Raw genomic sequence first — 17,491 nt, 5'->3', positions numbered from 1 at the left:
CGCCAGCCCCTTCGCATCGTCCGGGTCAGGCGACCGCGTCGAGGCCATCGAGATAGCGTTCGGCGTCGAGTGCGGCCTGGCAGCCGCTGGCGGCGCTGGTGACGGCCTGGCGGTAGATCTGGTCCTGCACGTCGCCCGCGGCGAAGACGCCCATGACGCTGGTCTCGGTCTGCTGGTGGCCGCGGCCGCCGCGGGTCAGGACATAGCCGTTGTCCATGTCGAGCTGTCCCGCGAAGATGTCGGTGTTGGGCTTGTGCCCGATCGCGATGAAGACGCCGGTGACGGACAGCTCGTCGGTCGTGCCGCTATCCACGTCGCGCAGGCGCAGGCCGGTGACGCCCGAGGCATCGCCCAGCACCTCGTCCAGCGTGGTGTTCCAGCGGATACTGATCTTCCCCGCCTTCACCTTCTCGGCGACCTTGTCGTGCAGGATCTTCTCGCCGCGGAAGCGGTCGCGGCGGTGGATCATCGTGACGTGGCCGGCGATGTTCGAGAGGTAGAGCGCCTCCTCCAGCGCGGTGTTGCCGCCGCCGACGACGGCGATCGGCTGGCCACGGAAGAAGAAGCCGTCGCACGTCGCGCAGGCGGACACGCCCTTGCCCATGAACGCGGCCTCGCTCTCCAAACCGATATATTGCGCCGAGGCGCCGGTCGCGACGATCAGCGCGTCGCAGGTGTAGGTGTCGGCATCGCCGGTTAGCGTGAACGGGCGCTTCAACAGGTCGACGGCGTTGATGTGGTCGAAGATCGTCTCGGTGCCGAAGCGGTCGCTGTGCTTCGCGAACCGGTCCATCAGTTCGGGCCCCTGCACGCCGTCGGCGTCCGCCGGCCAGTTGTCGACGTCGGTCGTGGTGGTCAGCTGGCCGCCGGGCGCGACGCCGGTCAGCAGCACCGGCTTCAGATTGGCGCGGGCGGCATAGACGGCGGCGGTGTGGCCGGCGGGGCCGGAGCCGAGGATCAGCAACTGGACGTGACGCATGGACTTCGGGCTTCTTTCAGGAGGGTCGCGGGCTATGTCGCGTGGAGATGGGCCGGGTTCAAGCCCGCGCAGGGGCGGGCGCGGGCGTCTTGGGTTTGAAAGCGCACAGATCGGCGACGACGCAGCGCCAGCATTCCGGGCGCCGCGCCTTGCAGGTGTAGCGGCCGTGCAGGATCAGCCAGTGGTGGGCGTGGAGCCGGAACGGCCGGGGAACGCGCTTGTCGAGCTTCAGTTCGACCGCCAGCGGATCCTTGCCGCGGGCCAGGCCGGTGCGGTTGCCGAGGCGGAAGATGTGGGTGTCGACGGCGAAGGTCTCTTCACCAAACGCGGTGTTGAGCACGACGTTGGCGGTCTTGCGACCGACGCCGGGCAGCGCCTCCAGCTCGGCCCGGGTGCGCGGCACCTCGCCGCCGTGGTCGCGGATCAGCGCTTCGCTCAGTGCCAGCACGTTCTTCGCCTTGGTGTTGTTGAAGTTGATCGTGGCGACGTATTCGCGGATCGCGTCGAGGCCGAGCGCCGCCATCTTCTCGGGCGTGTCGGCGACGCGGAACAGCGCGCGCGTCGCCTTGTTCACGCCGGCGTCGGTCATCTGCGCCGAGAGTACCACCGCGACGAGCAGCGTGAAGGCGTTGACGTATTCCAGCTCGGTCTGCGGATGCGGATCGTCGGCCGCGAGACGCGCGAAGAATTCGACGATCTGGTCCTTCGTCACACCCCCAGCACCTCGCGCATCGCGTAGCGGCCGGGGGGCTGCTGCGCGAGCCAGAGGGCGGCGCGGATGGCGCCGCGCGCGAAGATCGTGCGGCTGTCGGCGCGGTGGACGAGCTCGATGCGCTCGCCCTCGCCCGCCAGGACGACGCTGTGATCGCCGACGACCGAGCCGCCGCGCAACGCCGCGAAGCCGATCGTCCCCTCCGACCGCGCGCCGGTCACCCCGGCGCGGTCGTAGACGGCATTGTCGGCGAGGGTGACGCCGCGCCCCTCCGCCGCCGCTGCGCCGAGCAACAGCGCGGTGCCCGACGGCGCGTCGAGCTTGTGCCGGTGATGCATCTCGACCACCTCGATATCCCAGTCGACGTCGAGCCGCGCCGCCGCCTCCCGCACCAGTTGCGCGAGCAGGGTGACGCCGAGCGAGGTGTTGCCGGTCTGCAGGACCGCGATGTCCTGCGCCGCGTCGTCGATCAGCGCATGGTGACGTTCAGTCAGGCCGGTGGTGCCGATAACGATCGGCGTCCGCGCGGCGCGGGCGGCGGCGATATGCGCCTCGACCGCGCTGGCCGTCGAGAAATCGACCAGCACGTCGGCGATGACGGCGAGCGGCGCCGGATCGTCGGTCGAGTCCGCACCGCCGGCATGGCGCGCGCCGGTGCCGGCCAGCTCGGCGGCGATCGCCTGTCCCATGCGGCCGTGGCTGCCGTAGATGCCGATCGCGGTCATGCGAGCGTGGTTCCTGTCATGCCATCTGCCACGCGAATGTTGAGAAAGTTGAGACGTGCGGCGGGATCAAACGTCACGAAGGTCATGGGTACGCGTGGCCGCGGGCTGGCGGGGCAGAAGGCGTGATCGGTCATGCCGCCTCCTGTCGCACAAGTGGGCGGGCGTAGGACAGGGGGCGTGTGCGCAGAGCGGCTTTCCATCGTAAATCTTCAACCTATGATACTCGCTCCCGCGATTTGAGAAGGCCATGATGATGCTTGCTCGCTGCCGGCTGTTTCCAATCGCCCTCGCCTTGGTTTCGACGGCGGGTGCCAGCGTCGCGCAAACCGCGCGCCCGGCCGATCCGCCGGTGCTGGGGCCAAAGCCGTTCGTCGATTACTTCCGACCGATCCCGACGCGGAGCGTGCTGTCCGCCAGCGTCTGGGGCGCCGCGAGCGTCGGCCCGCGCGACACGGCCAACGGGCTGGAAGACGCGACGATGACGCGGTGGAACTACTGGGACGGACAGATCCTGAAGGGGCCGGACGGGCGCTATCATATGTTCGCCAGCCGCTGGGGCCAGGCGCTCGGGCATAAGGCGTGGGGGCAGTCGCTCGCGGTGCGCGCGGTCAGCCGCTCGCTTTACGGGCCGTATCGCGACACCGGGCTGATGTGGCCGCGCGACGAAGGCGGCAAGGGCCACAACGTCAACGCGCTGCGCCTGCCCGATGGCCGCTATGCCGTGGTGGTGAGCGAGACGCGCAACGGCGACGTCTTCACGTCGCGCTCGATCGAAGGGCCGTGGCGGCGGCTCGGCAGCATCGCGGTGGACCAGAGCGCGTTCCGATCGGTCAAGACGCCCGGCGACCGGCAGGATACGGCCGAGCTGAAACCGTGGAAGGCCTCCAACGTCAGCCTGACCGCGCGACCCGACGGCGGGTTCGAGATCATCCAGCGTTCCGGGCAGGTGCTGGTCAGCAAAGCGGGCATCCTCGGCCCCTATCGCGTGATGGGCGACAGCATCTACCGCGACCTGCCCGGCCTGCCGCAGACCAACATGCGCGCGTACGAAGACCCGGTGATCTGGCACAGCGGCGGCTGGTATCACGTCATCGTCAATCACTGGCGCGCGCGGCGGGCGTATCACCTGATCTCGCGCGACGGTGTCACGGGATGGCGGATGCAGGGGCTGGCCTTCGAACCGGGCGCCGACTTCATCCGGCATGCGAACGGCGTCGTGAACCACTGGTACAAGCTGGAACGACCCGGCGTCGTGATAGAGAAGGGGCATGTCGTGGCGGTCAGCTTCTCGGTCGTCGATGTGGCGAAGGAGGACCAGCGCGGGAACGACGGGCATGGTAGCAAGGTGATCGTCGTGCCGTTCGACGGCGCGGCGATGGACCGCGATCTGGCGCGGGTGGATGGGTAAGCATGCGCGTTCTTGTGTGAGATCCGCCAGTCGCCGCTTTCCGTCCCCGGGTCGTCGCCGTACCTTCGGCGCATGACCGACATTCGCAACATCATCGTTCTGACCGGAGCCGGCATTTCCGCCGAGAGCGGGATCGCGACCTTTCGGGGGCCAGGCGGGTTGTGGGCGGGGCATCGCGTCGAGGATGTGTGTACGCCCGAGGCCTTGGCGCACGATGCTGCGCTGGTGCACCGGTTTTATGATTTGCGGCGGGCGGCGTTGGGCGACGTGGTGCCGAATGCGGCGCATGTGGCGCTCGCACGGCTGGATGCTGCCTGGGCGGGCGAGCTGCTGATCGTGACGCAGAATGTCGACGACTTGCACGAGCGGGCTGGGGCGACGCGGTTGCTGCACATGCATGGCGAGCTGAACTCGGCGTTGTGCGCAGTGTGCGGGACGCGTGCGGAATGGCGCGGGAGCCTGCCGCCGGGGAGCCTGTGTCCGGACTGCGGGGCGGCGGCGCTGCGGCCCGATATCGTGTTCTTCGGGGAGATGCCGTACGCGATGGAGCGGATCGAGGCGGCGATGGCGACGGCCGATCTGTTCGTGTCGATCGGGACGTCGGGCGCGGTCTATCCGGCCGCCGGATTCGTGCGGACGGCGCGGTGGCATGGGGCGGCGACACTGGAGATGAACCTCGATCCGTCGGATGGCAGCGTGCTTTTCGACGAGTGTCGCATGGGGCCGGCGAGCGTGCTGGTGCCGCAGTGGGTCGACGAGATGCTGGCGGTTTGAACGCAAGCGGCAGGAGGTGCGACGGGCGCGTCTTTGCTATCATGACGTCATGACCGACGATCGCCATCTGCTTCATCCGTCCCCGCTAGGCGCGCTGACCCTCGTCGCCGACGACCACGGCCTGGTCGCGGTGCTATGGCCGGAGGATCCGCCGACGCGGGTGCAACGGGCGGTGTCGCGCGAGGGTCACGACGATCCGGTGCTGCGCGAGACGGCGCGGCAGCTGGACGCGTATTTCGGCGGAGAGTTGCAAGCGTTCGACCTGCCGCTGGCGTGGCGGGGAACCGAGTTTCAGCGCGCGGTGTGGGCGGCCTTGCTGGCGATCCCCTATGGCGAGACGCGCAGCTATGCCGACATCGCGCAGGCGATCGGGCGTCCCTCTGCGATGCGCGCGGTGGGGGCGGCGAACGGGCGAAACCCGATCTCGATCGTTGCGCCGTGCCATCGGGTGATCGGGGCGGGCGGGGCGTTGACGGGGTTTGCGGGTGGGCTCGAGGCGAAGCGGTGGTTGTTGGGGTTGGAGGGCGCGCAACATACCCTCCGCTCGTTCTGAGCGACGTCGAAGGACCGGTCTTCGATCCGCATACGCGGCGTACGCGGCACGAAGTACGGTGCTTCGACAAGCTCAGCACGAACGGTGTTGATCACCCAACTTTCGCAAGCGCCTCCGCGATCAGGCGGCGGGAGTTGGGGATGCCGTATAGCTTGATGAAGCTGCCCATGCGCGGACCCTGCGAAGAGCCGAGCAGGGTTTCGTACAGCGCGCGGAACCAGTCGCGGAGTTCGGCGAAGCCTTCGGTCTTGCCGATCTCATAGACGATGTTCTGGATGTCCTCGGCGCTCGCATCCTCGGGCAATGCAGCGAGGTCGGTGTCGAGGCGGTTGAGGGCTGCGATCTCCACCCCTTCCGGCGCGCGGCGGACCAGGGTCGGCGCAACGAAATCGCGGGCGTAGGCCAGCGCATGGTCGATCAGCCGGTCGAGGTCGGGATAGGCCTCCGCCGACGCGTCGGGGACATAGTTAGCGAGATAGCCCCAGACCTGATCCTTCGTCGCATCGCCCATCACGCCGACGAGGTTGAGCAGCAGGCCGAAGGTGACCGGCAGCGTGCCGGCGGGCGGTTCGCCGTCGTGGATGTGATGGACGGGGTTGCCCAGCCGCTGCTTCGCGTCCTGTCCGGCATAGTTGCCGCGGAACTGCCAGTAATCATCCACCGCGCGCGGGATGACGCCCATGTGGAGCTGCTTGGCCTTCTTCGGCTCGCGATAGGCGAAGAAGGACAGGCTCTCCTCGGGGCCATAGGTCAGCCACTGGTCGAGGCTGAGGCCGTTGCCCTTGGACTTTGAGATCTTCTCGCCCTTGTCGTCGAGGAACATCTCGTAGTTGAAGCCCTCGGGCGGGCGGCCGCCCAGCACGCGGGCGATCTTCGACGACTGGGTGACCGAGTCGATCAGGTCCTTGCCCGCCATCTCGTAATCGACGCCGAGTGCGACCCAGCGCATCGCCCAGTCGACCTTCCACTGGAGCTTGGACAGGCCGCCGAGCGCCGATTGCTCGATGCGGTCGCCGTCGTCGACGAAGGCGATCAGGCCGGCGTCGGCATCGATCACCTCGACCGGCACCTGCAGCACGACGCCGGTCTTCGGGCTGATCGGCAGGATGGGGGAATAGGTTTCGCGACGCTCCGCGCGCAGGGTCGGCAGCATCACGTCCTGGATGCCCTGGAAGTTGCGCAGCACGAGGCGCAGCGCGTCGTCGAAGCGGCCACCCTCGTAATAGTCGGTCGAGGAGGCGAAGTCGTAGTCGAAACCGAAGCGGTCGAGAAAGGCGCGCAGCATCGCGTTGTTGTGCGCGGCGAAGCTGTCGAACTTGCCGAACGGATCGGGGATGCGCGTCAGCGGCTTGCCGAGATGCTCGGCCAGCATGTCGCGGTTCGGCACGTTGTCGGGCACCTTGCGCAGGCCGTCCATGTCGTCGCTGAACGCGATCAGGCGGGTGGGCGTGTCGCTGAGCGTATGGAAGGCGTTGCGCACCATCGTCGTACGCAGCACTTCGTTGAAGGTGCCGATGTGCGGGAGGCCCGAGGGGCCGTAGCCGGTTTCGAACAGGATCGGCGCGCCGCCGGGCTTGCCGTCCAGATAACGCTTCAGGAGCTTGCGCGCCTCCTCATAGGGCCAGGCCTTGGAGTCGAGGGCGGCCGTTCTCAGGTCGATTGGGCGCAGGTCGGTATCGGTCATGCGGCACCGCCTAATGCGTTCGTCACACAATTTCCATTCCGCCTACGCAACCTTGATGCAGGTGATGCGTCTCGGGCGGCATGATCGTCACGCCCACGCCCCGCTACAGCCGCATCCTGTCCGAGGTGTGGAAGCCGCTGCTCGGCCTGTTCGTGTGGGACTGCACGGTCACGATCATCTATTACGTCTATCCCTTCACTGCGCCGACGCTGCCGCTGACATTGTTCGGTACGGCGCTGGCGCTGTTCCTGGGGTTTCGCGACAATTCGGCGTATCAGCGCTGGTGGGAAGGGCGTGTGCTGTGGGGCGCGATGATCAATTCGTCGCGGTCGCTGGCGCGCGAGATCGTCACCTTCATGCCGAAGGTGGATGCGGGCGACCTGTGGGATTTGAAGCGCACGATCGTGCTGCGCCAGATCGCGTACGTCCATGCGCTGCGCTGCCAGCTGCGGCGGCTGGACCCGGCGCCGGAGGTGCTGCGCTTCCTGTCGCCGGGCGAAGCGGCGGGGCCGCTCGGACGGCGCAACGTGGCGAACGGCATCATCGACGGCACGGCGGGGCGCATCGCCAAGGCGCGGCGCGAGGGGCATATCGACACGATCCTGCACGCCGCGCTGGAACGCACGCTCACCGACATCACCAATGCGCAAGGGGGCATGGAGCGGCTGAAGAACACGCCGCTGCCGAACCAGTATCGCTTCTTCCCGACCTTGTTCACGCGCCTGTTCTGCGTGCTGCTGCCGATCGGGCTGGTCGAGACGCTGCAATGGGCGACGCCGATCGGCTCTACGATCGCGGGCCTGATGTTCCTGGCGGTGCTGCAGATCGGCGAGGACCTGACCGATCCGTTTTCGAACACCATCCACGACGTGCCGCTGACCGCGATGTGCCGGACGATCGAGATCGACCTGCTGGAGGCAATCGGCGACGCGGCGCCGGAGCCGATGCTGCCGGATCGGGATGTGTTGTGGTGACGTCCCTCCTCCTTCCCCGTTCGTGCTGAGCTTGTCGAAGGGCTACCCTTCTTCCTGACTTGCGCGACCGGCACGAAGAAGGGCAGTGCTTCGACAAGCTCAGCACGAACGGGGTGGGGGTGGTTCACGCCTCGGAAGGTCTGCGCGGTGAAATGCGGGGCAGTGACCCCGTTTCCTTTTCGTTCCGCACGCCCTAGACCGTCGGGATGCTGCCCTATCCCGCCCTCCACGCCAGTCACGGCGGGTTCTGGATCGCGAACGGCGATGGCGTGCGGTCGTTGGGGCGCGGGGAGGCGATCGGGCGGGCGGCAGAGACGCCGGTCATCCTCCTCAACACGCCGCTGATCGGGCAAAGGCTGGGGCATCCCGAGCTGTCGGGGCTCGACCTGCTCGAACTGTTCGCGTTCGTGCATTCCGCGCGGTTCGCGGTGCCGACGCCCAAGGGGCTGGCGGATGCGCTGGGGATGACGCCGCCGGCCGAGGATTCGGACGTAGCGCCGTTCCTGCTCGATGCCGCGAACACGCTGCTCGACACGTTGGCGACCGACTGGCCCGAGCGCGAGGGGGCGTGGACCGCGGCGCAGAGCCTGTTCCGGCTGCGCTGGGCCTGGGGGCCGGCGGTGACGCACCGGATCTCGAAGCCGGCGAGTGCCGAGCGGTGGCTGTTCACGAAACTGCCCGAATGGGAGGATGCCGCGCCGCGCCCGGCACCGCGCACGGTGACGGTCGCCGACGATGCGGTCGCCGCGCGGCTGGCGACGCTGACCGGCGCGGGGGCGGAGCGGCGCGACGGGCAGCGGGCGTTCGCCGCCGCGGCCACACGCGCCTTCGCACCGCGCATGATCCGCGACGCGCCGAACATGGTGCTGGCCGAGGCGGGGACGGGCATCGGCAAGACATTGGGCTATCTGGCGCCGGCGTCGCTGTGGTCGGAGCAAGCGGACGGCGCGGTGTGGATATCGACCTTCACCAAGGCGCTGCAACGCCAGCTCTCCCAAGAAACCGTTAGGCTGTACCCGGATGACGAGGAGCGGCGGCGGCGGGTGGTGACGCGCAAGGGGCGTGAAAACTACCTGTGTCTGCTGAACCTGGAGGACGCGTTGCAGGGCGGGTTCCAGGGGCGGCCGGCGGTGCTGGCGCAACTGGTGGCGCGATGGGCGGCGTATAGCGCGGACGGCGACATGGTGGGTGGCGACCTGCCCGGCTGGCTGCCGACCCTGTTCCGCCGCAACGGTCCCGCCGCGCTGACCGACCGGCGCGGCGAGTGCATCTATGCGGGGTGCCCGCATTACCGGAAATGCTTCATCGAGCGCGCCGCGCGGGCGTCGGCGCAGGCGAATATCGTCGTCGCCAACCACGCGCTGGTGATGGTCAACGCGGCGCGCGGGCGCGAACTGAACAGCCGCCCGACCCGGTACGTGTTCGACGAGGGTCATCATGTGTTCGATGCCGCCGACGCGATGTTCTCCGCCGCGCTGACCGGCGCCGAATCGATCGAGATCCGCCGCTGGGTAACCGGGCCGGAGGGCACGTCGCGCGGGCGCCGACGCGGGCTGGCGGCACGGCTGTCGGACGTCGCGAGCTACGACGAGGAGGGCGGTCGCGCGATCGGCGCCGCGGTGGATGCCGCGCGCGCGCTGCCGAGCGACGGGTGGCTGGGGCGGCTGGCGGAGGGCGCGCCGTTCGGACCCGTAGAGACGCTGCTGGCGGCGGTGCGCGGGCTGACCTATGCGCGCGCTGCCAAGGACGACGACGCCGGCTACGCGCTGGAAACCGAATTGGCCGAACCCGATGCCGCGCTGGTCGATGCGGCGGGGCCGGCGGCGGCGGCGCTGGATGCGCTGGTGCGGCCGCTGGTCACGCTGTCGCGGCGGCTGGAGGCGCTGCTGACCGATGGGCCGGACTGGATGGACGGGCCGGCGCGCGCGCGGATCGAGGGCGCGATCGCCTCGCTCGGCTGGCGGACCGAGACGGTGTCGGCGTGGCTGGCGCTGATCGCGCGGATCGGCGGGCCGGCGGATGCGGACTTCGTCGACTGGCTGGCGGTCGACCGCTCGGACGGGCGCGAGTGGGACGTGGGGCTGCACCGCCACTGGCTCGACCCGTCGAAACCGTTCGCGGAGACGGTGCTGAAGTCGGCGCATGGCGCGCTCGTCACCTCGGCGACGCTGACCGCGGGGGGCGACTGGGACGTGGCGGAGGCGCGCAGCGGCGCGGTGCACCTGCCGCAGCCGCCCGCGCGGTTCGCGGCGCAGAGCCCGTTCGATTACGGCGCGCAGGCGCGGGTGATGATCGTGACCGACGTGAAGCGCGGCGACGTGCCGGCACTCGCCAACGCCTATGCCAGGCTGATCGCGGCGGCGGGGGGCGGGACGCTGGGGCTGTTCACCGCGATCCGGCGGCTGCGCGGGGTGCATGCGCGGATCGCCGACCGGCTGGCGCGCGACGGATTGCCGCTTCATGCGCAGCATGTCGATCCGATCGATACCGGCACGTTGGTCGATATCTTCCGCGACGATCCGCGCAGCTCGCTGCTCGGCACCGATGCGCTGCGCGACGGGGTGGACGTGCCGGGCAATTCGCTGCGGCTGGTGGTGATGGAGGGCGTGCCGTGGCCGAAGCCGAGCGTGCTGCACGCCGCACGTCGGCTGGCGGGAACGGACGGGGCGAGCGGCAGCGCGTACGACGACCGCATCGTGCGCGCACGGCTGGCGCAGGCGTTCGGGCGGCTGATCCGGCGGGCGGACGACCATGGCAGCTTCGTGCTGCTGGGATCGGCGGTCCCGTCGCGGCTGCTGGGCGCATTTCCCGACGGCACGCCGATCGCGCGGGTGACGCTGGACGAGGCGGTCGCGGCGATATCCGGTCTTTCCTCCGTGGATGCGATCCGGCACAACGCGCCGGCATGAAGACGCTGACGCTGCTCCGCCACGCCAAATCGGGCTGGGACGACACCGTCCAGCGCGACTTCGACCGGCCGCTGAACGCCAAAGGGCAGCGTGTCGCGCTGGCGGTGGGACGGGCGCTGAAGACCCGCGGTGCGACGTTCGACCGGGTGGTCGCCTCGAGCGCCGCGCGGGTAGTGGAGACGCTGGATCAGGTCGGGCGCGGCTATGGCGCGGCGCTGGAGCCGGTATGGGACCGGCGGCTGTATCTGGCGACGCCCGAGACGATGATCGACGTGGTCCACGAACAGGATGCGGGCTGTGATCGGCTGTTGATCGTGGGGCATAATCCGGGGCTGGAGCAACTCGCGCTGGATCTGAGCGGGGCGGGCAGCGATGCGACGCTGCTGGCGGCGGTGGAGGCGAAGTTCCCGACCGCGAGCGTCGCGGTGCTGACGTTTCCGGGCGACGACTGGCGGGTGGTGCAGCCGGGGGCGGGGACGCTGGTCAGCTTCGTGCGGCCGCGCGATCTGGATCCGGCGTTCGGGCCGGATCGGGATTAGGCCTGCTTCGGCAGGCGACATTCTTCGACCGTTCGTCCTGAGCGAAGTCGAAGGACATGGCTTGGAACGGTGCTTCGACTGCGCTCATCACGAACGGTGAGGAATGGCGCGACCCAAGGGTCTAGCCTGCCTCATTACCGATCGTCCTCCAGCGCCGCCATGAGTGCGTCGCGGATCTTGCGGAGTGCGGCGCTGCGGCCGCCGCCGGCGACGGGCGGCGGAGCTTCGGCGTCGAGCAGCTTCTGGACGCCGCGGATCGTATAGCCTTCGGTTTCCAGCAGCGACTGGATGCGGCGGATGAGGTCTATGTCCGCGGTGCGATAGTAGCGGCGGTTGCCGGCGCGCTGCAGCGGGCGGAGCTGGGGAAAGCGCGTTTCCCAATAGCGCAGGATGTGCTGGGGCAGGCCGGTGTCGCGCGACACCTCCCCGATCGTCCGGAACGCATCGACCGCTTTGTCTATCGCGGCCATGCGCCCATCCCTCAGCCGGCCGCCACGATGCGATCGCGCATCATCTGGCTGGCGCGGAAGGTAAGGACGCGGCGGGGCGCGATCGGCACCTCGACGCCGGTCTTCGGGTTGCGGCCGATGCGCTCGCCCTTGTCGCGAAGGACGAAGCTGCCGAAGCCGGAGATCTTGACGTTCTCGCCCTTCGACAGGGCCTCGCACATGTGGGTCAGGATCTGCTCGACGAAGTCGGCCGATTCCGCGCGCGACAGGCCGACCTGCCGGTGGAGCGACTCGGCGAGATCCGCGCGGGTCAGCGTTCCAGTCGCCGGTTCAGTCATCGTCGCGCCCCATCCCTTTCCACGTCCGTAACGAACGATTGCTATCATATTCGCGCCCGAAGCGCGAGGGTCATATGCGGATGACGGCCGCGCCCCAGGTGAAGCCGCCGCCCATCGCCTCCAGCACGACCAGATCGCCGCGCTTCACGCGTCCGTCGCGCACCGCGACATCGAGCGCGAGCGGCACGGAGGCGGCGGAGGTGTTGGCGTGGCGGTCGACCGTCATCACGACCTTGTCGGCGGAAAGCCCCAGCTTGCGCGCGGTCGCGTCGAGGATGCGGGCGTTGGCTTGGTGGGGGACGACCCAGTCGACGTCGTCGGTCGTGAGGCCGGCGATGGCGAGCGATTCGGACATGACCGCGGCCAGATTGACGACCGCGTGGCGGAACACCTCGCGCCCCTTCATGCGGAGCTTGCCGACGGTGCCGGTGGTGGAGGGGCCGCCGTCGACGTAGAGCAGCTCGTTGTGGCGCCCGTCGGCGTGGAGCTTGCTGGCGAGGATGCCGCGGTCGTCCGCGCCACCCGGCTGATCCTCGGCCGCCAGCACGATCGCGCCGGCGCCGTCGCCGAACAGGACGCAGGTGGTGCGATCCTCCCAGTCGAGGATGCGGCTAAACGTCTCCGCGCCGATCACCAGCGCGCGGGTGTGGGCACCGGCGCGGATCATGCTGTCGGCGACCTGCACGGCGTAGAGGAAGCCCGAGCAGACCGCGGCGACGTCGAACGCGACGCAATCGTCGATGCCGAGCGCGGCCTGCACCTTCGTCGCGGTGGAGGGGAAGGTCTGGTCGGGCGTGGCGGTCGCGAGCACGATCAGATCGATGTCCTGCGCGGCGAGGCCGGCGGCGGCGAGCGCGGCGCGGGCGGCGTCGGTCGCGAGCGTGCCGGTCGTCTCGCCCTCACCCGCGATATGGCGGAAGCGGATGCCGGTGCGCTCGACGATCCATTCGTCGGTGGTGTCGACCTGTTCCGCCAGCTCGGCGTTGGAGACGCGGCGGACCGGCAGCGCGGAGCCGGTGCCGAGCAGGACCGAGCGACGTATGGTCATGCCGTCTGGTTCTCGAACTTGCCGAGATCCTGCGCGATCCGGTTGGTCAGGTCGTCGCGGACCATCTTCGCCGCGACCGAAATGGCGTGGCTGACCCCGACCTCGTTCGCGCCGCCGTGGCTCTTCACGACCAGACCGTTGAGGCCGAGGAAGACCGCGCCGTTGTGGTTGTTCGGATCGAGATGGCCGCGCAGCAGCTCGGTCGCCGGGCGCGAGATCAGGAAGCCGATCTTCGAGCGGACCGAGGAGCGGAACGCGCGCTTCAGCAGGTCGGCGACGAAGCGCGCGGTGCCCTCCGCCGTCTTCAGCGCGATGTTGCCGGAAAAGCCGTCGCAGACGACGACGTCGACATGGCCGCGTGAGATGCGATCGCCCTCGATATAGCCCGAGAAGGTCATCGGCAGGTGCGTCGCTGCCCGAAGGCGCTGCGCCGCGTCGCGGATGATGTCGGTGCCCTTCATGTCCTCGGTGCCGATGTTCAGCAGCGCGACGCGCGGGCTTTCGAGATCGAGCGCGGTGCGGGCATAGGCGGCGCCCATGACCGCGAACTGGACGAGGTTGCGGGCATCGCACTCGGTATTCGCGCCGAGATCGAGCATGACGAGATCGGTTTCGCCGAGGCTGGGCAGCAGCGCGGCGAGCGCGGGGCGATCGATGCCCGGAATGGTGCGCAGCGACAGCTTCGCCATCGCCATCAGCGCGCCGGTGTTTCCCGACGACACGGCGGCGGCGGCGCGGCCGCGCTTCACCATGTCGATGGCGACGCCCATCGACGTCGTCTTCGCACGACGGATCGCCTGGCTCGGCTTTTCGGCTGAGGTCACGGTATCGGGCGCGTGGACGATCTCCGACGCGGCGGTCAGATTCGGGTGCGCGGCGAGGCCGGCGCGAATCTGCGCCTCGTCCCCGACCAGCAGGAAGCGCAGGCCGTCGAATTTTCGACGGGCACGCGCGACGCCGGCCAGCATGACCGCGAGCCCTTCGTCGCCGCCCATCGCATCGACGGCGATCAACGAATGAGCGGACATCGCCGGACTCACGCTCCGTTATTTGGGGCGATCAGCCCTCGACCGAGACGATCTCACGGCCATTGTAATGGCCGCAGGACGTGCAGAGGTTATGCGGGCGCTTCAGCTCGCCGCAGTTCGGGCATTCCTGGAACGCTTCGACCGACAGCGCGTCGTGGCTGCGGCGCATGCCACGCCGCGAGGGCGAGGTCTTTCTCTTGGGGACGGCCATTTCGGCAACCTTCTCGACTTGAATCCGATTGTTCGCGGACGCCATATGGCGCTCCACTCCGAAGAGCGAGCGCTGGAACGGCCGCAAAGCGAAGGCGCGCCTATAGCGATTTCACGCACTGTTGCAAGCACGTCGCCCGGGTGACAGGTTGCCGGCGCACAAGGGGAACCACCGATGACGATCGTCCTGCCGACCGCACTGGCCACTGCCGCCGCCTGCGGAATCATCAACCTGTGGCTGGCGATTCGCGTCGGTCAGGTTCGGCGTTCGCAGAACGTGTCGGTCGGCGACGGCGGCGACATGGCGGTGATCGCGCGGATGCGGGCGCATGCGAACTTCACCGAATATGCGCCGATCGTGCTGATCCTGCTGGCGCTGGTCGAGCTGGCGCGCGGACCTGCGCTACACCTGTGGGGCTATGGCGCCGTGTTCGTGGTGGCGCGGATCTGCCATGGACTGGGGATGGACACGTGGAAGCCGGGGCGGGGCATCGGTGTCGGCCTGACGATGCTTATCATGGTGGTGCTGGCGGGCGAGGCGGCGTGGGTTGCGGCGATGGCGCCGGATCTGACGCAGCGGATTGTGGTGACGATGCCGCGGGGGTGAGATGGATCATCTCACCGCCGTTCGTGCTGAGCTTGTCGAAGCACTGCCCTTTCTTCGGGCCGCGTGTCCTGCGGCACGAAGAAAGGGCAGCCCTTCGACAGGCTCAGGGCGAACGGGGAGGGGGGTGCGTACGCTAGCGGGGTGGCGCGGCATCGGTGACGAAGCGGTTGGCCGCTTGCGGAGATGTGCCCTTCGACTTCGCTCCGGGCGAACGGGAGGATCTAGCGGGCCGCATCGCCGACGAACGGGTTGGCAGCGCGTTCCTGACCGATCGTCGTGGCGGGGCCGTGGCCGGGGAGGACGACGGTGTCGTCGCCCAGCGGCCAGAGTTTCGCACGGATCGCGTCGTACAGCGCCTGCGTGTCCGACAGCGGGAAGTCGGTGCGGCCGACCGAGCCCTGGAACAGCGTGTCGCCGACGATGGCGAGCTTCGATTCGGGGTGGTGGAAGACGACGTGGCCGGGCGTGTGGCCGGGGACGAGGTACACGTCGAGCGTCAGATCGCCGACGGTGACGGTGTCGCCGTCCTCCAGCCAGCGATTCGGCTCGAATATCTCCGCGGCGAGGCCCCATTGGCGGCCATCGTCGACCAGCCGGGCGATCCAGAAGCGATCGGCCTCCTGCGGCCCCTCGATCTCCACCGCCAGGTCGCGCGCGAGTGCCGCCACGCCGCCGCAGTGGTCGATGTGGCCGTGGGTCAGCAGGATCTTCTCGACCGTCACGCCCGCCTGCGCGATCGCGGATTTGATGCGCGGCAAATCTCCACCCGGATCGACGACGGCGGCGCGCATCGTCTTCGTGCACCAGAAGAGCGTGCAGTTCTGCTGCAGCGGGGTGACGGGGATGATGGCGGCGCGCAAGGGAGGCGTGGTCATGCGCCAGCGATGGCGGCGGCGGCCGATCGGGTCAACCGGGGCGGCGCCAGAGATCGGGATCGCGCGGCGTCGGCGGGTAGAGGGTCGTGCGCCGCGCGGCGAGCGCGCCTGCGCGGGCAATGGCGGCGAGCTTTTCCGCCTTCGCCGTCGTGACGCGGTGGTCCCACGCATGTTCGCCGGCGGCGGCGACCTTTCGCGCGATGCCGCCGTAGATATCGGCCGCCGCCAGCACCGCCCAGGCGGAGCGATAAGGGAGCGCGGGCGTGCCGTGGCGGGCGCTGTCCTCATAATCCTGCGCCATCGACGCGAGGCGGCGCGAGAGGACGGCGAGGCGCGCGCGGAACGGCGGCTTCATGTGCTGGCCGGGCGGGAAATCCATCTCGGTCAGCCATTCGTCGGGCAGGTAGCAGCGGCCCGAGCGGTCGTCCTCCTCGACATCGCGGGCAATGTTGGCGAGCTGGAACGCGATGCCGAGATCGCAGGCGCGGTCGAGGGTGGCGTCGTCGTCGGGCGACACACCCATCACCACCGCCATCATGCAGCCGACGACGCCGGCGACGTGGTAGCAATAGCGCAGCAGGTCGGCCTCGCTGCGCGGGCGCCATTCGTCGGCGTCGAGCGCGAAGCCGGCGATGTGATCGTCGATGAAGCGGCGCGGCAGGCCTGTCTCCGCGACGACGATGGCGAGGCCGTCGAAGGCGGGGTCGCCGGTGGGTCGGCCGGCGAGGGCAGCGGCGGTGTTCTCCCGGATGCGGGCAATTCTCGCCTGCGGATCGGTCGCGTGCTGCTGGTCGTGGCCGAGTTCCTGCGCGTCGGCGATGTCGTCGCAGGCCCGGCACCAGGCGTAGAGCAGCCAGGCACGCTCGCGGGTCTTGCGGTCGAAGAGCTTGCTGGCGGCGGCGAAACTCTTCGAGCCGCGGGCGATGGTGTCGCGGGCGGCGGTGACGAGGGTGGTGCGATCAGCGCGTGCGACTGCTGCCATCACCGTTCGCCCTGAGCTTGTCGAAGGGCTGTCCTTCTTCTGCGCGGAAGAAAGGGCAGGGCTTCGACAAGCTCAGCCCGAACGGGAGAGGTCATAGATCCTTCGCGCCGATCTGCACCACCGTCGTCGCGGGCACGAACGCCGCCATCTTCGCGAGCAGGCCGTCGAGCGCCGAGTCGACGATCAGCAGGCCGCGGTGCTGCGGGCGGAGGAAGCCGGCGTCGCCCATCGTCGCCACGAAGCTGATGAGTCCGTCGTAGAAGCCGGCGACGTTGAGCAGGCCGACGGGCTTTGCGTGATAGCCGATTTGTGCCCAGCTCATCGCCTCCCACAATTCGTCCATCGTGCCGGTGCCGCCGGGCAGGGTGACGAAACCGTCGGAGAGGTCGGTGAAGGCTTGTTTGCGCTGGTGCATGCCGGCGACGACGTGGAGTTCGGTGCAGCCGCGGTGCGCGACTTCCGCATCGACCAGCGCCTGCGGGATGACGCCGATCACCTCGCCGCCTGCCTCCAGCGCGGCATCGGCGACGGCGCCCATCAGGCCGAGGCGTCCGCCGCCGTAGACGACACCGATACCGCGTTCGGCGAGCGATCGGCCGACGGCGCGGGCGGAGTCGATGAACACGGGGTCGCGGGGGGTGGCGGAGCCGCAGTAGATGGCGAGGCGTTTCATGGGTTGGCTCGTATCGTGGTTTTG

The 17,491-nt window shown here is 69.1% G+C and carries 20 protein-coding genes; 7 read left to right on the top strand and 13 right to left on the bottom strand.

Annotated elements, in window-relative coordinates; all coding sequences use genetic code 11:
* Positions 1-25: 25 nt before the first annotated feature.
* From trxB to ACX40P_RS00975, 4 genes are read right to left on the bottom strand one after another with little or no spacing between them, the layout of a single operon-like run.
* Entirely contained in the window at positions 26-979 is a 954-nt protein-coding gene (gene trxB / locus ACX40P_RS00990; protein ID WP_459124435.1) for a thioredoxin-disulfide reductase, read from the bottom strand.
* A 58-nt stretch (positions 980-1,037) separates the two neighbouring features.
* Complete coding sequence (gene nth / locus ACX40P_RS00985) at positions 1,038-1,691, bottom strand: endonuclease III (protein WP_459124434.1); 654 nt, start codon at positions 1,689-1,691, stop codon at positions 1,038-1,040.
* Entirely contained in the window at positions 1,688-2,416 is a 729-nt protein-coding gene (dapB, locus tag ACX40P_RS00980) for a 4-hydroxy-tetrahydrodipicolinate reductase (protein ID WP_459124433.1), read from the bottom strand. Before dapB ends, nth begins: the two co-directional genes overlap by 4 nt.
* Positions 2,413-2,550 (bottom strand): hypothetical protein, encoded by a 138-nt coding sequence (locus tag ACX40P_RS00975; RefSeq protein WP_459124432.1) that lies wholly within the window; start codon positions 2,548-2,550, stop codon positions 2,413-2,415. The genes dapB and ACX40P_RS00975 overlap by 4 nt, the downstream gene beginning before the upstream one ends.
* 113 nt (positions 2,551-2,663) lie before the next feature.
* On the opposite strand from ACX40P_RS00975, the gene ACX40P_RS00970 reads away from it, so the two are divergent.
* The 3 genes from ACX40P_RS00970 to ACX40P_RS00960 all read left to right on the top strand — a co-directional run bounded on the left by ACX40P_RS00970 (position 2,664) and on the right by ACX40P_RS00960 (position 5,151).
* Positions 2,664-3,824 carry a glycoside hydrolase family protein gene (locus tag ACX40P_RS00970; RefSeq protein ID WP_459124431.1) on the top strand — a complete coding sequence of 387 codons (1,161 nt, stop codon included), beginning with the start codon at positions 2,664-2,666 and terminating at the stop codon, positions 3,822-3,824.
* Positions 3,825-3,896: 72 nt separating this feature from the next.
* Entirely contained in the window at positions 3,897-4,598 is a 702-nt protein-coding gene (locus ACX40P_RS00965) for an NAD-dependent deacylase (protein WP_459124430.1), read from the top strand.
* A gap of 49 nt (positions 4,599-4,647) precedes the next feature.
* A complete protein-coding gene (locus ACX40P_RS00960; protein ID WP_459124429.1) occupies positions 4,648-5,151 on the top strand; it encodes a methylated-DNA--[protein]-cysteine S-methyltransferase in 504 nt (167 codons plus the stop codon).
* Between the two features lie 91 nt (positions 5,152-5,242).
* On the opposite strand, the gene ACX40P_RS00955 is transcribed toward ACX40P_RS00960, so the two are convergent.
* The gene (locus ACX40P_RS00955) at positions 5,243-6,835 is read right to left on the bottom strand and encodes a lysine--tRNA ligase (protein ID WP_459124428.1); all 1,593 of its coding nucleotides are present in this window, start codon (positions 6,833-6,835) and stop codon (positions 5,243-5,245) included.
* Between the two features lie 80 nt (positions 6,836-6,915).
* On the opposite strand from ACX40P_RS00955, the gene ACX40P_RS00950 reads away from it, so the two are divergent.
* The 3 genes from ACX40P_RS00950 to ACX40P_RS00940 all read left to right on the top strand — a co-directional run bounded on the left by ACX40P_RS00950 (position 6,916) and on the right by ACX40P_RS00940 (position 11,257).
* Positions 6,916-7,809, top strand: a complete 894-nt coding sequence (locus ACX40P_RS00950) for a bestrophin family protein (RefSeq protein ID WP_459124427.1) — start codon at positions 6,916-6,918, stop codon at positions 7,807-7,809.
* A 206-nt stretch (positions 7,810-8,015) separates the two neighbouring features.
* Positions 8,016-10,718, top strand: a complete 2,703-nt coding sequence (locus tag ACX40P_RS00945; RefSeq protein WP_459124426.1) for an ATP-dependent DNA helicase — start codon at positions 8,016-8,018, stop codon at positions 10,716-10,718.
* Positions 10,715-11,257 carry a SixA phosphatase family protein gene (locus tag ACX40P_RS00940; RefSeq protein ID WP_459124425.1) on the top strand — a complete coding sequence of 181 codons (543 nt, stop codon included), beginning with the start codon at positions 10,715-10,717 and terminating at the stop codon, positions 11,255-11,257. Before ACX40P_RS00945 ends, ACX40P_RS00940 begins: the two co-directional genes overlap by 4 nt.
* A 134-nt stretch (positions 11,258-11,391) precedes the next feature.
* Here ACX40P_RS00940 and ACX40P_RS00935 read toward each other — a convergent pair whose 3' ends face one another.
* The 5 genes from ACX40P_RS00935 to rpmF all read right to left on the bottom strand — a co-directional run bounded on the left by ACX40P_RS00935 (position 11,392) and on the right by rpmF (position 14,331).
* Positions 11,392-11,727, bottom strand: a complete 336-nt coding sequence (locus tag ACX40P_RS00935; RefSeq protein ID WP_459124424.1) for a MerR family transcriptional regulator — start codon at positions 11,725-11,727, stop codon at positions 11,392-11,394.
* 11 nt (positions 11,728-11,738) lie between these two features.
* Complete coding sequence (locus tag ACX40P_RS00930; protein WP_459124423.1) at positions 11,739-12,044, bottom strand: integration host factor subunit alpha; 306 nt, start codon at positions 12,042-12,044, stop codon at positions 11,739-11,741.
* A 70-nt stretch (positions 12,045-12,114) separates the two neighbouring features.
* On the bottom strand, positions 12,115-13,092 hold the full coding sequence (locus tag ACX40P_RS00925) for a beta-ketoacyl-ACP synthase III (RefSeq protein ID WP_459124422.1): 978 nt from the start codon (positions 13,090-13,092) through the stop codon (positions 12,115-12,117).
* Positions 13,089-14,120 carry a phosphate acyltransferase PlsX gene (plsX, locus tag ACX40P_RS00920; RefSeq protein ID WP_459124421.1) on the bottom strand — a complete coding sequence of 344 codons (1,032 nt, stop codon included), beginning with the start codon at positions 14,118-14,120 and terminating at the stop codon, positions 13,089-13,091. The genes ACX40P_RS00925 and plsX overlap by 4 nt, the downstream gene beginning before the upstream one ends.
* Positions 14,121-14,151: 31 nt before the next feature.
* Positions 14,152-14,331 carry a 50S ribosomal protein L32 gene (rpmF, locus tag ACX40P_RS00915; protein ID WP_459125196.1) on the bottom strand — a complete coding sequence of 60 codons (180 nt, stop codon included), beginning with the start codon at positions 14,329-14,331 and terminating at the stop codon, positions 14,152-14,154.
* A gap of 174 nt (positions 14,332-14,505) precedes the next feature.
* Here rpmF and ACX40P_RS00910 point away from each other — a divergent pair, with 174 nt between their 5' ends.
* A complete protein-coding gene (locus ACX40P_RS00910) occupies positions 14,506-14,937 on the top strand; it encodes an MAPEG family protein (RefSeq protein ID WP_459124420.1) in 432 nt (143 codons plus the stop codon).
* A gap of 221 nt (positions 14,938-15,158) precedes the next feature.
* On the opposite strand, the gene ACX40P_RS00905 is transcribed toward ACX40P_RS00910, so the two are convergent.
* The 3 genes from ACX40P_RS00905 to ACX40P_RS00895 form a co-directional block, all read right to left on the bottom strand.
* Positions 15,159-15,812 (bottom strand): MBL fold metallo-hydrolase, encoded by a 654-nt coding sequence (locus ACX40P_RS00905; protein WP_459124419.1) that lies wholly within the window; start codon positions 15,810-15,812, stop codon positions 15,159-15,161.
* Between the two features lie 31 nt (positions 15,813-15,843).
* On the bottom strand, positions 15,844-16,794 hold the full coding sequence (locus ACX40P_RS00900) for a phytoene/squalene synthase family protein (RefSeq protein ID WP_459124418.1): 951 nt from the start codon (positions 16,792-16,794) through the stop codon (positions 15,844-15,846).
* A gap of 91 nt (positions 16,795-16,885) precedes the next feature.
* Complete coding sequence (locus tag ACX40P_RS00895) at positions 16,886-17,467, bottom strand: LOG family protein (protein WP_459124417.1); 582 nt, start codon at positions 17,465-17,467, stop codon at positions 16,886-16,888.
* Positions 17,468-17,491: the final 24 nt, after the last annotated feature.

The organism is Sphingomonas sp. RS2018 (assembly GCF_054489605.1).
The sequence above is the reverse complement of the archived record's forward strand: the minus strand, read 5'-3'. Positions and strand labels throughout refer to the sequence as shown.

Excerpts from the sequence above, each read along its gene's own strand:
- trxB (WP_459124435.1), bottom strand. The coding sequence starts at position 979 with ATGCGTCACGTCCAGTTGCTGATCCTCGGCTCCGGCCCCGCCGGCCAC.
- dapB (WP_459124433.1), bottom strand. The coding sequence starts at position 2,416 with ATGACCGCGATCGGCATCTACGGCAGCCACGGCCGCATGGGACAGGCG.
- ACX40P_RS00975 (WP_459124432.1), bottom strand. The coding sequence starts at position 2,550 with ATGACCGATCACGCCTTCTGCCCCGCCAGCCCGCGGCCACGCGTACCC.
- ACX40P_RS00970 (WP_459124431.1), top strand. The coding sequence starts at position 2,664 with ATGATGATGCTTGCTCGCTGCCGGCTGTTTCCAATCGCCCTCGCCTTG.
- ACX40P_RS00965 (WP_459124430.1), top strand. The coding sequence starts at position 3,897 with ATGACCGACATTCGCAACATCATCGTTCTGACCGGAGCCGGCATTTCC.
- ACX40P_RS00960 (WP_459124429.1), top strand. The coding sequence starts at position 4,648 with ATGACCGACGATCGCCATCTGCTTCATCCGTCCCCGCTAGGCGCGCTG.
- ACX40P_RS00955 (WP_459124428.1), bottom strand. The coding sequence starts at position 6,835 with ATGACCGATACCGACCTGCGCCCAATCGACCTGAGAACGGCCGCCCTC.
- ACX40P_RS00950 (WP_459124427.1), top strand. The coding sequence starts at position 6,916 with ATGATCGTCACGCCCACGCCCCGCTACAGCCGCATCCTGTCCGAGGTG.
- ACX40P_RS00945 (WP_459124426.1), top strand. The coding sequence starts at position 8,016 with ATGCTGCCCTATCCCGCCCTCCACGCCAGTCACGGCGGGTTCTGGATC.
- ACX40P_RS00940 (WP_459124425.1), top strand. The coding sequence starts at position 10,715 with ATGAAGACGCTGACGCTGCTCCGCCACGCCAAATCGGGCTGGGACGAC.
- ACX40P_RS00935 (WP_459124424.1), bottom strand. The coding sequence starts at position 11,727 with ATGGCCGCGATAGACAAAGCGGTCGATGCGTTCCGGACGATCGGGGAG.
- ACX40P_RS00930 (WP_459124423.1), bottom strand. The coding sequence starts at position 12,044 with ATGACTGAACCGGCGACTGGAACGCTGACCCGCGCGGATCTCGCCGAG.
- ACX40P_RS00925 (WP_459124422.1), bottom strand. The coding sequence starts at position 13,092 with ATGACCATACGTCGCTCGGTCCTGCTCGGCACCGGCTCCGCGCTGCCG.
- plsX (WP_459124421.1), bottom strand. The coding sequence starts at position 14,120 with ATGTCCGCTCATTCGTTGATCGCCGTCGATGCGATGGGCGGCGACGAA.
- rpmF (WP_459125196.1), bottom strand. The coding sequence starts at position 14,331 with ATGGCCGTCCCCAAGAGAAAGACCTCGCCCTCGCGGCGTGGCATGCGC.
- ACX40P_RS00910 (WP_459124420.1), top strand. The coding sequence starts at position 14,506 with ATGACGATCGTCCTGCCGACCGCACTGGCCACTGCCGCCGCCTGCGGA.
- ACX40P_RS00905 (WP_459124419.1), bottom strand. The coding sequence starts at position 15,812 with ATGACCACGCCTCCCTTGCGCGCCGCCATCATCCCCGTCACCCCGCTG.
- ACX40P_RS00900 (WP_459124418.1), bottom strand. The coding sequence starts at position 16,794 with ATGGCAGCAGTCGCACGCGCTGATCGCACCACCCTCGTCACCGCCGCC.
- ACX40P_RS00895 (WP_459124417.1), bottom strand. The coding sequence starts at position 17,467 with ATGAAACGCCTCGCCATCTACTGCGGCTCCGCCACCCCCCGCGACCCC.